General features: G+C 63.8%; 12 protein-coding genes and 1 riboswitch. Of the genes, 1 reads left to right on the forward strand and 11 read right to left on the reverse strand.

Going from position 1 to position 13072, the window contains the following annotated elements; all coding sequences use genetic code 11:
- Nucleotides 1-9: 9 nt before the first annotated feature.
- The 10 genes from AWB75_RS24095 to AWB75_RS24140 form a co-directional block, all read right to left on the reverse strand.
- Nucleotides 10-1014 carry a peptide ABC transporter ATP-binding protein gene (locus tag AWB75_RS24095; RefSeq protein ID WP_061126552.1) on the reverse strand — a complete coding sequence of 335 codons (1005 nt, stop codon included), beginning with the start codon at nucleotides 1012-1014 and terminating at the stop codon, nucleotides 10-12.
- Nucleotides 1011-2000: an ABC transporter ATP-binding protein gene (locus AWB75_RS24100; protein WP_061126553.1), complete on the reverse strand. Its 990-nt coding sequence runs from the start codon at nucleotides 1998-2000 to the stop codon at nucleotides 1011-1013. Before AWB75_RS24100 ends, AWB75_RS24095 begins: the two co-directional genes overlap by 4 nt.
- Before the next feature lie 3 nt (nucleotides 2001-2003).
- Nucleotides 2004-2921, reverse strand: coding sequence for an ABC transporter permease subunit (locus AWB75_RS24105; protein WP_061126554.1), 918 nt, complete (start codon nucleotides 2919-2921; stop codon nucleotides 2004-2006).
- A 10-nt stretch (nucleotides 2922-2931) separates the two neighbouring features.
- On the reverse strand, nucleotides 2932-3942 hold the full coding sequence (locus AWB75_RS24110; RefSeq protein WP_061126555.1) for an ABC transporter permease subunit: 1011 nt from the start codon (nucleotides 3940-3942) through the stop codon (nucleotides 2932-2934).
- 138 nt (nucleotides 3943-4080) lie between these two features.
- Entirely contained in the window at nucleotides 4081-5712 is a 1632-nt protein-coding gene (locus tag AWB75_RS24115; RefSeq protein WP_061126556.1) for an ABC transporter substrate-binding protein, read from the reverse strand.
- Between the two features lie 332 nt (nucleotides 5713-6044).
- The gene (metF, locus tag AWB75_RS24120; protein WP_061126590.1) at nucleotides 6045-6884 is read right to left on the reverse strand and encodes a methylenetetrahydrofolate reductase [NAD(P)H]; all 840 of its coding nucleotides are present in this window, start codon (nucleotides 6882-6884) and stop codon (nucleotides 6045-6047) included.
- A gap of 31 nt (nucleotides 6885-6915) precedes the next feature.
- Nucleotides 6916-7269 (reverse strand): phage holin family protein, encoded by a 354-nt coding sequence (locus tag AWB75_RS24125; protein ID WP_061126557.1) that lies wholly within the window; start codon nucleotides 7267-7269, stop codon nucleotides 6916-6918.
- Between the two features lie 79 nt (nucleotides 7270-7348).
- A complete protein-coding gene (ahcY, locus tag AWB75_RS24130; protein ID WP_061126558.1) occupies nucleotides 7349-8770 on the reverse strand; it encodes an adenosylhomocysteinase in 1422 nt (473 codons plus the stop codon).
- 32 nt (nucleotides 8771-8802) lie between these two features.
- Nucleotides 8803-8940: riboswitch (S-adenosyl-L-homocysteine riboswitch) on the reverse strand.
- A gap of 80 nt (nucleotides 8941-9020) precedes the next feature.
- Nucleotides 9021-9743 carry an LrgB family protein gene (locus AWB75_RS24135; RefSeq protein WP_061126591.1) on the reverse strand — a complete coding sequence of 241 codons (723 nt, stop codon included), beginning with the start codon at nucleotides 9741-9743 and terminating at the stop codon, nucleotides 9021-9023.
- Between the two features lie 10 nt (nucleotides 9744-9753).
- Entirely contained in the window at nucleotides 9754-10197 is a 444-nt protein-coding gene (locus AWB75_RS24140) for a CidA/LrgA family protein (protein ID WP_061126559.1), read from the reverse strand.
- Between the two features lie 130 nt (nucleotides 10198-10327).
- Here AWB75_RS24140 and AWB75_RS24145 point away from each other — a divergent pair, with 130 nt between their 5' ends.
- Nucleotides 10328-11272 carry a LysR family transcriptional regulator gene (locus AWB75_RS24145; RefSeq protein ID WP_061126560.1) on the forward strand — a complete coding sequence of 315 codons (945 nt, stop codon included), beginning with the start codon at nucleotides 10328-10330 and terminating at the stop codon, nucleotides 11270-11272.
- 84 nt (nucleotides 11273-11356) lie between these two features.
- Here AWB75_RS24145 and AWB75_RS24150 read toward each other — a convergent pair whose 3' ends face one another.
- Nucleotides 11357-13039, reverse strand: coding sequence for an OmpA family protein (locus tag AWB75_RS24150; RefSeq protein WP_061126561.1), 1683 nt, complete (start codon nucleotides 13037-13039; stop codon nucleotides 11357-11359).
- Between the last annotated feature and the right edge of the window lie 33 nt (nucleotides 13040-13072).

Genomic DNA, 13072 nt, shown 5'->3' on the forward strand with positions numbered 1-13072 from the left:
CGCCGAGATTCAGACTTCGCCGTCCCCCACTTCCTCGGCGCGATGACACGACACCTGACGCCCATCGACGACGCGCAGTTTCGGCTCCTCCACGCGGCATCGCTCGATCGCATACGGGCATCGCTGATGAAACGTGCAGCCCGACGGCGGATTGAGCGGCGACGGCATCTCGCCCTGCAGCTTGATCTTGATGCTCCGGTCTGCCTCGAAAATCGCAGGCGTAGCGGACATCAGCGCGCGCGTGTAGGGATGCCGCGGCTTCGCGAAGATCGTATTCTTGTCGCCAACCTCGGCGACGCCGCCGAAGTACATGACCATCACATCGTCGGCAATATGCTCCACCACCGACAAGTTGTGCGAGATGAACACATAGCTCGTGCCGAACTGCGCCTGCAGATCCATGAACAGATTCAGAATCTGCGCCTGAATCGATACATCGAGCGCGGACACGGGCTCATCTGCGACGACGATCTGCGGGTCCAGAATCATCGCGCGCGCAATCGCCACGCGCTGACGCTGCCCGCCCGAAAACATATGCGGATAACGCGACGCATGCTCGGGCCGCAAGCCGACCGTGCGCATCATGTGCGCGATGCGCTCCGCGCGCTCGGTCGCGCTCAGCTTCGTGTTGATCGCGAGCGGTTCGCCGAGCGTCTGCTCGACGGTCTTGCGCGGATTCAATGACGCGAACGGGTTCTGAAACACCATCTGCACGCGCTGACGCAACTCGGCGATCTTCGCCTTGCTCGCGCCGGCGACGTCGTCGCCTTCGATCAGCAAGCGGCCCGAAGTGGGCGCTTCGATCATCGTGAGCTGACGCGCGAGCGTCGACTTGCCGCAGCCCGATTCGCCGACGACCGCGAGCGTGCGCCCGCGCTTCAATTCGAACGACACGCCGTTCAGCGCCTTCACCGTGCCGTGCTTGAACGCGCTGCGCTTCACGTCGTAGTGCTTCGTGAGCTGGTCGGCGGCGAGCACGATGTCCTGACTGATTTCCTTCGGTACGGCGTTCATCGCGCGCCCTCCACTACGACATCGATATTCAACGGCTTGATGCAACGCGCGCGCACGGCCGGGTCGTTCTTGTCGAGCTGATACAGATTCGGCCGCGCCTTCCAGCAATCGTCGACGACATACTTGCAGCGCGGCGCGAAGAGGCACCCGCTCGGCCGGTCGTCCTTGCCCGGCACCATGCCCGGCAGCGCCGCGAGACGATCCGCGTCGCGGTTATGCTCGGGGATCGCGGCGAGTAGCGCTTCCGTGTACGGATGATGCGGCTCGCTGAAGATCGTCGGCACATGATTCGTTTCGATGATCTCGCCCGCGTACATCACCGCGACGCGCTGCGCCACTTCCGACACCACGGCAAGATCGTGCGATATCAGCACGAGCGCCATGCCGCGTTCCTTCTGCAGACGCACGAGCAGTTCCATGATCTGCGCCTGAATCGTGACGTCGAGCGCGGTGGTCGGCTCGTCGGCGATCAGGAGCTTCGGATTGCACGCGACGGCCATCGCGATCATCACGCGCTGGTTCATGCCTCCCGACATCTGATGCGGAAACGACTCGATGCGGCTCTTCGCATCCGGAATGCCGACCTGATCGAGCAGCTCGACCGCGCGCTTGTGAAGCGCATCGCCGCGCAAGCCTTCGTGCAGCTTCAGCACTTCCTTGATCTGATAGCCGACGGTATAGCTCGGGTTCAGGCTCGTCAGCGCGTCCTGAAACACCATCGCAATGTCCTTGCCGATGATCCTGCGACGCTCGCGCGCCGACGCCTTCAGCAAGTCGCGGCCATCGAACATGACCTGGTCGGCGGTCACTTTGCCGGGTGCGTCGATGAGGCCCATCAGCGCCATCATCGTGACGCTCTTGCCCGAGCCGGATTCGCCGACCACGCCGACGACTTCGCCCGGCTTCACACTCAGATCGATACGATCGACGGCCTGCGTGCCGCCGAACGTCACCTGCAAATTACGGATAGTCAACAGATCGTTCATCGCTTAGCCCATCCGCTTGAGTTTCGGATCGAGCGCGTCGCGCAGACCGTCGCCGAGCAGGTTGATGACGAGCACCGACACCAGAATCGACAGGCCCGGCATCGTCACGATCCACCATGCGCTTTCGATGTAATCGCGCGCCGATGCGAGCATCGCGCCCCACTCCGCCGCCGGCGGCTGCACGCCGAGGCCGAGAAAGCCGAGCGCGGCGGCATCGAGAATCGCGGAAGAAAAGCCGAGCGTCGCCTGCACGATCAACGGCGCGGCGCAGTTCGGCAGCACTTGCGAGAACATCAGCCGCACCGTGCCCGCGCCCGCGACGCGCGATGCCGTCACGTATTCCTTCTGCAGTTCGCCGAGCGCGGACGCGCGCGTGAGGCGCACATAACCGGGCAGCGCGACGATCGCGATCGCGAGCATCGTGTTGACCAAACCCGGACCGATGATCGCGACGACCGCGACCGCCAGCAGCAGCGACGGCAGCGCGAGCAGCACGTCCATCACGCGCATGATCGGCGTATCGAGCCAGTTGAAGAACGCAGCCATGAGCCCGAGCACGACGCCCGGAATCAGCGCGAGCATCACCGACACGAAACCGATCCAGAACGACAGCCGCGCGCCGTACATGAGACGCGAGAGGATGTCGCGGCCCGCTTCATCGGTGCCGAGCAGGAACATGCGGTTGCCGCCTTCGAGCCATGCGGGCGGAATCTTGACGTAATCCCGATATTGCTCGATCGGGCTATGCGGCGAGATCAGCGGCGCGAAGATCGCGACGAAAATCAGCGCGAGCACGATCGCGCCCGCGATAACCGCGCCGCGATTGCGCGAGAAGTTGAACCAGAACTCGCGCGCGGCGACCATGCGGCCGGAAGGCGGCGTCAGCGCGCCCGGCGGGAGATTGTTTTGAATGTCAGCCATTCGTGTTTCCTCAGCGAGTATGGCGAATGCGCGGATTCAACACGCCGTAGAGCAGATCGACGACCAGATTCACGACGATCACGAGTGTCGCGATCATCAGAATGCCGCCTTGCACGACCGGATAATCGCGACGCGAAATGGCATCGATGAGCCACTTGCCGACGCCCGGCCACGAGAACAGCGTCTCGGTCAGCACCGCGCCCGCGAGCAGCGTGCCGACCTGCAAACCGATGACGGTCACGACGGGAATCAGCGCGTTGCGCAGCGCATGCACGACCACCACGCGCAACGGCGACAAACCTTTCGCGCGCGCCGTGCGAATGTAGTCCTCACGCAGCACTTCGAGCATCGACGAGCGCGTCATGCGCGCCACCACCGCGAGCGGAATCGTGCCGAGCACGATGGTCGGCAGAATCAGATGGCTCACGGCCGACGTGAACGCGCCTTCATCGGTGGAGAAGAGCGCATCGATCAGCATGAAGCCCGTGACGTGCGGAATGTCGTACTCCACCGCGATGCGGCCCGACACCGGCGTCCAGCCGAGCTTCGCGGAGAAGAACATGATGAGGATCAAGCCCCACCAGAAAATTGGCATCGAATAGCCGGTGAGCGCGGTGCCCATCACGCCGTGATCGACGACGGTGCCGCGCCGCAGCGCCGCCGCGACGCCCGCCGGAAGACCGATGGCGAGCGCGAAGATCATCGCGCAGATCGAGAGCTCGACGGTCGCGGGAAAGCGCGCGAGGAATTCGCCCATCACGCTCGTATTCGTGATGATCGACGTGCCGAGATCGCCCTTGAGCGCGTGCCCGACGTACGTCAGATACTGCAGCGGAAGCGGCTGGTCGAGGCCTAAGCGCTTCATGGCTTCGGCGTGCATCGCCGGGTCCACGCCGCGCTCGCCCATCATCACTTCGATGGGGTCGCCGGGAATCAGATGGATGAGTGCGAACGCGAGAATCGTAATGCCGATGAACGTCGGTATCACCATTCCTATGCGTCGCAAAACGAATCGGAACATGATCGCCCTTTGGTTCGTTTGGTTCGTACTTGTGGGAACCAGAAAAGTGTCCGGCGGCGTCGGATCGTGTGGACCCGCGCCGCCGGACCTTTCTCGATTAGTTATGGTTTAGTGCAAAAAGCGTTCCGCAGACAAACTTTATTGCATGCCGACGCCATCGAAACGCACGTAGCCGAGCGGCTCGATCTTCATGTTCGTCACCTTCTTGCTGACGGGCTGATAGACCGTCGAGTGCGCGATCGGCGAGAACGGCAGTTGTTGCGCGAAGATCTGCTGCGCGTCGGTGTACGCCTTCGTGCGCGCGGCGACGTCCGTGGTCGAACGGCCCTTCACGACGAGATCGTCGAACGGCTTGTAGCACCACTTCGAGAAGTTGCTGCCCTTCACGGCGTCACAGCCGAGCAGCGTGCCGAGCCAGTTGTCGGGATCGCCGTTGTCGCCGGTCCAGCCGATCAGCAGCGCGTCATGCTCGCCCGCGTGCGCGCGCTTCAGATACTCGCCCCACTCGTACGACACGATCTTCGCCTTCACGCCGATCTTCGCCCAGTCGGCCTGAATCATTTCCGCCATCAGGCGCGCGTTCGGGTTGTACGCGCGTTGCACCGGCATCGCCCACAGCGTGATCTCGAAGCCGTCCGGGAAGCCCGCCTTCTTCAGCAGATCCTTCGCCTTTGCCGTGTCATACGTCTGGCCCTTCAGGTTCTTGTCGTAGGACCACTGCGTCGGCGGCATCGGTGCGGTGGCAGCCTGACCCGCGCCCTGATACACGGAATCGATGATCGCCTTCTTGTTGATCGCCATGTCGAGCGCGCGGCGCACGTCGGTGTTGTCGAGGCCCTTCTTCGTCACGTTGTAAGCCACGTAACCTTCGTTGAAGCCCGCCTGCGACGGCGTATCGACATTCGACGCCGACTTCAGCGCCGCGATGTCGCCCGGACGCGGATAGCTCATCACCTGGCATTCGTTGCTCTTCAGCTTCTGCACGCGCACGGCGGCATCCGGCGTGATCGAGAAGATCAGCTTCGAAATCTGCACGGCGTTCGGCTTCCAGTAATCAGGATTGCCGTCGAAGCGGATGGTCGCGTCCTTCGTGTAGCTGCGGAAGATGAACGGACCCGTGCCGACCGGCTGCTGGTTGATGTCGGCGGCCTTGCCGTCTTTCATCAGCTTGTCGGTGTATTCGGCCGAGAGGATCGACGCGTATTCCATCGCCATGTTCTGGATGAACGGCGCGCTCACTTCCTTCAGCGTGAACTTCACGGTGTACGGATCGACCTTCTCGATCTTCGAGATCAGCTTGTCCATGCCGAGGTCCGTGAAGTACGGAAACTGCACGTTGTACGCCTTGCGGAACGGATTGTTCGGATCGAGCATGCGGTTGAACGTGAAGATCACGTCATCCGCGTTGAATTCGCGCGTCGGCTTGAAGTACGACGTCGTCTGGAACTTCACGCCGTGGCGCAGATGGAACGTGTAGGTGAGACCGTCGGACGACACGTCCCACTTTTCTGCGAGACCCGGCTCGACCTTCGTGCCGCCGCGCTCGAATTCGACGAGACGGTTATAGACGGTGAAGGTGTTCGCGGTGAAATCGGTGCCGGTCGTGTATTGCGCCGGATCGAACCCGGCCGGGCTGCCTTCCGAGCAGTAGACGAGCGTCTTGTTCGGGATGGCGGCGTTTGCCGCAGTGGCTGCGAAGAGCGAGGCCGTGGCCACGGCGCCCGCGAGCGCCGACCTGCGGACGGCTCGCAACAGGCTGTTTTTGTTCATGTTTCCTCCAAGTCAATTCCGGCTTCTGGCCGGCGTAGCGCGAGTGTACTTGATCGCACCGCCCGTTTTTCGGCGCGTGTGCGCGAAGTCGGGCGCTACCCTAGCACGAACAAAAGTGACGCGCGTTGTTGGTTTTCCCCACTAGAGTTTGCCGCCGATGGCGCTCCGATAAGGGCAGTTTATCGGCCATGCGCAGAGGTGATGGACCGGAGGACGAAATATTGCGCGCCAGCGCGCGGGGCGGCGGAAAAAAAGCGGTAATCGGGAGAGATGAGATAGAACCGCGCGGCGAGCGCCGCGCGGGTGAAGCAGTCATGCGCGGGGTGATTCGATTACGCGCTCTTGAAGCCGAGCCGCTCGCAAATCGTCTTCGAGGCCCACGCGCCGTTGAGCGTGTAGAAGTGCAGGCCCGGCGCGCCTTCGTCGATGAGACGGCGGCACAATCCGGACACGACGTCCACGCCGAATGCGCGAATCGACTCGCGATCGTCGCCGAAGCTTTCGAGCCGGCGCGCGATCCACTTCGGCACTTCCGCGCCGCACATGTCGGAGAAGCGCATCAGTTGCGAGAAGTTCGTGATCGGCATGATGCCCGGCACGATCGGCACGTCGACGCCGAGCTTCCGCGCTTCCTCGACAAACTTGAAGTACGAGTCGGCGTTGAAGAAGTACTGCGTGATCGCCGAGTTCGCGCCCGCCTTCACCTTGCGCGCGAAGTTTTCGAGATCGGCGCGAGGCGACTTCGATTGCGGATGAAACTCCGGATACGCGGCCACTTCGATGTTGAACCAGTCGCCGTGCTCCTGGCGAATGAACGCCACGAGCTCCGACGCATAGCGCAACTCGCCGACTTCGCCCATGCCCGAAGGCAGATCGCCGCGCAACGCGACGATATGGCGAATGCCGTGCTCGCGGTAATTCGCGAGGATCGTGCGCAGATTGTCTTTCGACGATCCGATGCACGACAGATGCGGCGCGGCTTCGAAACCTTCCGCGGCCATGTCGAGGACGTTGTCGAGCGTGCCTTGCTGCGTGGAGCCACCCGCGCCGAACGTCACGGAGACGAACTTGGGCGAGAGCTTCTTGAGCTCGGCGCGGGAAGCGCGCAGCTTGTCCACGCCTTCCTGCGTCTTCGGCGGGAAAAACTCGAATGAGAGTTCGATCGGTTTCATGATGATGAGGGACTCGGGCGGCGGCATCCGCCTAGCCGAAGTTGCGGTTCCCGAAAATGAGCGCCGACAACAGCCAGGACACGATGCTGTACAGAATCGAGCCGAAGAACGCGGACCAGAATCCCGACACTTCGAAGCCCTTCAGCAGCGACGAGCACAGCCAGAAGCACAGCGCGTTCACGACGAGGATGAAGAGCCCGAGCGTGATTATCGTCACCGGCAGCGTGAGGAGGATCAGAAGCGGCCTCAGCACTGCGTTGATGAGCCCGAGCACCACCGCGATGATGAGCGCCGTGCCGAAACTGCGAATGTGAATCGACGGCACCAGATACGTGATGATCAGAAGCGCGAGCGCGTTGATCAGCCATGTCAGCAGCACGGTCATCGAGGGTTCTCCGGTTGATGCATTGAATCGCGCGGGCTTGATGTCGCGGCCCGCGCCGGTACTACCGCCGCTCCGTCGATTAATAGCGGTAGTGGTTCGGCTTGAACGGGCCGTTCTTGTCGACGCCGATATAACCGGCCTGCTCGTCGCTCAAAACGGTCAGCTCAGCGCCGATGCGGCCGAGGTGCAGACGCGCAACCTTTTCGTCGAGATGCTTCGGCAGCACGTAGACCTTGTTCTCGTACTTCTTGCCGTGACAGAACAGTTCGATCTGCGCGAGCGTCTGGTTGGTGAACGAGTTCGACATCACGAACGACGGATGGCCCGTCGCGCAGCCCAGGTTCACGAGACGGCCCTCAGCCAGGATGATGATCTTCTTGCCGTCCGGGAAGACGATGTGATCGACCTGCGGCTTGATGTTGTCCCACGTGTACTGGCGCGTGGAAGCAATATCGATCTCCGAATCGAAGTGACCGATGTTGCAGACGATCGCGTTGTTGCGCATCGCCTTCATGTGATCGTGGTTGATGACGTGGTAGTTGCCCGTCGCGGTCACGAAGATGTCGGCGCGGCTGGCGGCGTATTCCATCGTCACGACGCGGTAGCCTTCCATCGCTGCCTGCAGCGCGCAGATCGGATCGATTTCCGTGACCCACACGGTCGCGCCCAGACCGCGCAGCGACTGCGCGCAGCCCTTGCCCACGTCGCCGTAACCGGCCACGACCGCGATCTTGCCGGCGATCATCACGTCGGTCGCGCGCTTGATGCCGTCGACGAGCGATTCACGGCAGCCGTAGAGGTTGTCGAACTTCGACTTCGTGACCGAATCGTTGACGTTGATGGCCGGGAACGGCAGGCGGCCTTCCTTTTCCATCTGATACAGGCGATGCACGCCCGTGGTCGTTTCTTCCGTCACGCCCTGGATGTGCGAAAGGCGCGTGGAGTACCACGTCGGGTCGCTGTGGAGATGCCTGGCGATGGACTTGTACAGCGCGACTTCTTCCTCGTTCGTCGGCTTGGCGATGACCGAGCGGTCCTTCTCCGCCTTCGCGCCGAGAATGAGCAGAAGCGTTGCGTCGCCGCCGTCATCGAGGATCATGTTGGCGAACTCACCGTTCGGCCATTCGAAGATGCGGTGCGAGAATTCCCAATATTCGTCGAGCGATTCGCCCTTGAACGCGAACACCGGCGTGCCGCCCGCGGCGATGGCGGCAGCAGCGTGATCCTGCGTCGAGAAGATGTTGCACGACGCCCAGCGCACGTCCGCGCCCAGCGCGGTGAGCGTTTCGATCAGCACGCCCGTTTGAATGGTCATGTGCAGCGAACCGGCGACGCGCGCGCCCTTCAGCGGTTGCTGCGTCTTGTACTCTTCGCGCGTCTGGATGAGACCCGGCATTTCCGTCTCGGCGATGTCGAGTTCCTTGCGGCCCCATGCGGCCAGCGACATGTCGGCGACGACGTAATCCTTGGAATTTTTGGAATCGAGAACTGCGGCGTTCATCACGCCCTCCTTTCTAAAAAAGACTAGAAATGTTGACGTGAGCGCCGTTCGAATGCGGTGGCTCAGCGGGCGCCTTTGCAAGCGCCTTTGAACCGTCCGAATTGAAAGCCTCCGAGCCTGGCGGCCGTGTACTGTCGTACTGAAAGGCCGTCGCAACGCTCCTCGGAAGCGAACGCAGATTGTAGCAAAGTCTCGCCGCAACCAACCGATTCCGGGACGGGCGAGTGGGCTTTCGCGGCGCTGCCCGCGATCAGAACGGCAACGCCGATAGCACGGGCGCGAGCAGGACCATCGCGACGCCGGCGATCATCATCGTGAGACTGGCGACGACGCCTTCTTCGCTGCCGAGTTCGCGCGCCTTCGCCGTGCCGACGCCGTGCGCCGCCGCGCCGAACAGCGCGCCGCGAGCGAGCCGCGTGCGCAGCGGCACGAGCGCCAGAACGATCTCGCCGAACAGCATGCCGCAGACGCCCGTCGCGATCACGAAGAGCGCGGTGAGATCCTTCGGCGCGTGGATCTTGTCGGAGACGGCGAGCGCGAACGGCGTCGAAACGGAGCGCGTCGCGAGGCTGCGCTGCAATTCCGGCGACAGATGCAGCAGCTTGGCGAGCATCAGCGATCCGCCGACCGCCACCAGAATGCCGACCGTCACGCCGACCGTCAGCGAAATCCAGTGCCGCTTGATGAGCGCGCGGTATTCGTAGATCGGCACGGCGAACGCGACCGTCGCCGGGCCGAGCAGCCACATGAGCCAGCGCGTGTCGGCGTAGTAGACGGAGTACGGAATGCGCGCCATCACGACGATCAGCGCGAGCACCGCCGGCACCGCGAGCAGCGGCGTGAGCCACGGCTGCCTGAAGCGCGCGTACACATGCTTCGCGACGAAATACAGTGCGACGGTCAGCACGAAGCAGCCCGCGGCGATGAGGCGCGCGGCGTCGTCTGCGAGAAGCGAGTCGAAGAAGTGGTTCATGTCGATGTGCTCAGGCGCGCGCCGCATGCCGCGCCACGAGCGCGCGGCGCAGCGCCAGATGGCGTTCGAGGCGCGCCGCACGGTCGACGGCGAACGCGACTGCCACCATCACCATCAGCGTTCCGCCGACGACGACCAGCGCGAGCCGCCAGCCGTCTTCCATGAAGAGACCGCCGTACTGCACCGCCGCGACCGCAGCCGGAATGAAAAACAGCAGCATGTCCGACAGCAGCCAGTCGGCGCCGGCCTTCACCCAGCGCGGCGCGACGCCGCCGCAAAACAGCAGCGCGAGCAGCGCGACGAGGCCGATCACACCGCCCGGCACCGGCAAGGCCAGCTTGCGCGCGACGAAATCCGCCACGGCCCAGATTCCCGCCAGCGCGGCGGACTGCAGCGCGATGCGCACGAAGCGGCCGAAGGCGGAGGGCGTTGGCGTCGAAAGGGCGGCGGACATGGCGAACTCTTGTGCGTTGAATGCGAGTGATTAGGGTTATCCCGTAGTCAGAGTATAGGGACGCCCCTCGCATAATAATAATGACTTAACCTTATTCGAATCATTCCAAACTGGAATTCTGGAGCCGCCGATGGAATTGCGCGCCTTGCGGTACTTCATCGAAGTGGTGAAGCAGAAGAGTTTTACCGCCGCCGCCGAGCACATGTTCGTGACTCAACCGACCATCAGCAAGATGGTGAAGGCGCTGGAGGACGAGGTCGGCTCGCCGCTGCTCCTGCGCGAAGGGCGTCAGATGGTGCTGACCGACGCGGGGCAGATCGTGTATCAGCGGGGCGTCGAGGTGCTGGCGGCGCATGCGCGGCTCGAGGCCGAACTGAACGATCTCGGCACGTTCGGGCGCGGCACGCTGACGATCGGCATTCCGCCGATGGGCGGTGCGCTTTTCACGCCGGCCATCGCTGCATTCCGGCAACGCTATCCGAAGGTCGAGCTCAAGCTATTCGAGCGCGGCTCGAAGGCGATCGAGGCGGCGCTCGTCGATGGCGAACTCGAACTGGGCGGCGTGCTCCAGCCCGTGAACACCGAAGTCTTCGACGTGCTGCCCGTCAGCCGGCAAGTGCTGTGGCTCGTTGCGCCGAAGGGCTCGCGCTGGGACGAAGCGCGCGAAGTCGCGCTCACCGATCTCGCCGGCGAGCCGTTCGTGTTCTACGGCGAAAGCCTCGCGTTGAACGACGTGGTGCTCAGCGCGTGCCGCGAGGCGGGCTTTGCACCGACGATCGTCGGTCGCAGCGGGCATTGGGATTTCATGGCGGCGCTCGTGCAGGCGGGCATCGGCATCGCGCTGTTGCCAGCGCCCTATTGCCGCCGTCTCGACGCCGACGCATTCACGTGCCGTCGCGTCGTCGCGCCCGAGATTCACTGGGACATGGCGCTCGGCTGGCGGCGCAACGGTTATCTGTCGCACGCGGCGCGCGCATGGATCGAAGTGGCGCGCGAAATGCTGCCCGCGAATCTCGATCAGGATTTCATGGCCGATGGATTCCCGCGCGTACGGCGCGGCCAGCCTGGACCATGACCCGCTGACGCCCAAACGAAACGCGCCGGCCCGCGATGAGCGGACCGGCGCGTCATTCACAGCGGCTTGCGGGTGTTTCCTGGATCAGCTCAGTTCCTTGAACTCGATTCGGCGATTCGCCGCGCGGCCCGCGGGTGTCGCGTTGTCGCCGATCGGATGTGCGTCGCCGAAGCCTTCCACGGAGAGCGTGTTCGCCGGCACGCCGTGCTGGACCAGATACGTGCGCACAGCCTCCGCGCGCTTTTTCGAGATATACAGATTCGCCGCTGGGTTGCCGGTGCTATCCGTGAAACCGCCGATCTGCAACTTGACCGGCTGGCCCGCCGCGCCGCACTCCTTGAGCGATTTCGCCGCGTTCGCGAGTTCGGCCAGCGCCGCGCGCGGCACGGCGTTCGACGCAAAGCCAAAGTTGATCGGACGCGCATTCAGTTGCTTCGCGACATCGGCGGCTGCGCAGGCCGCGCCGGCTTGCGCGTCGGAAGCGGCCAACGTCCTCGCCGCCACTGGCGCGCTTTCGCTTGCGCCGATAGTCCAGCCGTCGCCGAACAAGGCCTTCAGCTTGTCCAGCCAGCCGAGCGTCGCGTCGGCGGCGCGGCCGGCGAGATCGACCGTCTCGCCCGTGACGCGCACCTTCGCGCCGGGCAGCGTCATGACCGGCAGCAAGCCGTCGAGCTTGGCCATCCATGCGGCGGGCTTCGTGTCCGGGTCGACCGTGATGTCCGCGTGGAACTTGTCGGCGCCGAGCTTCGCCGCGAGCGTGTCGATCAATTGGCGGCGCTCCGCTTCACTATTGACCGTTGCGGTCAGCGTCGGAACGCCGGATGCGTCGACGACGAAGGACATCGTCGAGTCCTTGCCCGGCAGCGCGACGGGGGCCGATGCCTGATCGCTTGCCACCGATGCCGATGCGGCCGCCGCATTCGAATCCGCAGCCGCGGTGGAAATCGCGTCGGAAGCCGCGTCCGGCTTCGCTGCGGGCGCCGCGTCCTGCTCCGTTTCCGTCGAGCACCCGCGTCCGAGCAAGACCGCGAGCAGCGCGAGCGCGGCGGCGAGCGCGATCCACCACCACTTCTTCTTGCGCGCATGCTCCTTTGCCGGTTGCTCGGGCGCGGCGGGCGTTTCGACTGGCTGCGAGAATGCGGCCGCCTCGTGCGTCGACGGATGCTCCAGATGCGCCGACACCGCTTTCAGCCGCGACGCGACGCCCGCGAGGAACGCGCCGACCGAGCCGAGCCCGAGCGCCTGCGCGAACGAGTCCGTCATGTTCGCGCGCACCACCGGCAACTGGTGGCCGAGCAGCGTCGGGAGTTGGGCCGGATGACCGCTGTGTTGCGTGAGATAGCGCTTGAGCATGCCGAAGAGCGTCGCGCCGACCACGCCGCCCAGCGTGCGTGTGGCGCTTGCCGCCACGCCCGTGTATTCCGAAATGCGCTCGGCGAGCATGTTCAGGCTGTCGTGCGAGGCGATCGCGTGATCGGTTTTCGCGCTGGTGTCGATGAGCGTTCTGAAGCCATCGTCCTGCACGACGAAATGCGGCAATTCATCCGCGATCTGTGCGTTCGTCGCCGGCGACATGATGGCCGCGAACAGGTTGCGCGTGCCTTCGAGCGAGGACGCCTTGTTCATCATCGCACCGATGAGCGCCGGCCCGCACAGCGAGACCACGCGCCGGGCGGATTCCGGCGCGCAGCCGATGCGCCCGGCGATATGCTGCAGCACGCTTTCTGTCAAAGCGCCCTGTACGAGTTGGTTGAGGTTGATGCTCATTGCGAATGCTTCCCTGAAAGGCGTTTCTGCGTC

Origin of the sequence: Caballeronia catudaia, assembly GCF_001544755.2 — a bacterium.
Taxonomy (GTDB): Bacteria; Pseudomonadota; Gammaproteobacteria; order Burkholderiales; family Burkholderiaceae; genus Caballeronia; species Caballeronia catudaia.

Bases quoted from the DNA above. Each gene is read 5' to 3' on its own strand.
- AWB75_RS24095 (WP_061126552.1), bottom strand. From the start codon at position 1,014: ATGAACGCCGTACCGAAGGAAATCAGTCAGGACATCGTGCTCGCCGCC.
- AWB75_RS24100 (WP_061126553.1), bottom strand. From the start codon at position 2,000: ATGAACGATCTGTTGACTATCCGTAATTTGCAGGTGACGTTCGGCGGC.
- AWB75_RS24105 (WP_061126554.1), bottom strand. From the start codon at position 2,921: ATGGCTGACATTCAAAACAATCTCCCGCCGGGCGCGCTGACGCCGCCT.
- AWB75_RS24110 (WP_061126555.1), bottom strand. From the start codon at position 3,942: ATGTTCCGATTCGTTTTGCGACGCATAGGAATGGTGATACCGACGTTC.
- AWB75_RS24115 (WP_061126556.1), bottom strand. From the start codon at position 5,712: ATGAACAAAAACAGCCTGTTGCGAGCCGTCCGCAGGTCGGCGCTCGCG.
- metF (WP_061126590.1), bottom strand. From the start codon at position 6,884: ATGAAACCGATCGAACTCTCATTCGAGTTTTTCCCGCCGAAGACGCAG.
- AWB75_RS24125 (WP_061126557.1), bottom strand. From the start codon at position 7,269: ATGACCGTGCTGCTGACATGGCTGATCAACGCGCTCGCGCTTCTGATC.
- ahcY (WP_061126558.1), bottom strand. From the start codon at position 8,770: ATGAACGCCGCAGTTCTCGATTCCAAAAATTCCAAGGATTACGTCGTC.
- AWB75_RS24135 (WP_061126591.1), bottom strand. From the start codon at position 9,743: ATGAACCACTTCTTCGACTCGCTTCTCGCAGACGACGCCGCGCGCCTC.
- AWB75_RS24140 (WP_061126559.1), bottom strand. From the start codon at position 10,197: ATGTCCGCCGCCCTTTCGACGCCAACGCCCTCCGCCTTCGGCCGCTTC.
- AWB75_RS24145 (WP_061126560.1), top strand. From the start codon at position 10,328: ATGGAATTGCGCGCCTTGCGGTACTTCATCGAAGTGGTGAAGCAGAAG.
- AWB75_RS24150 (WP_061126561.1), bottom strand. From the start codon at position 13,039: ATGAGCATCAACCTCAACCAACTCGTACAGGGCGCTTTGACAGAAAGC.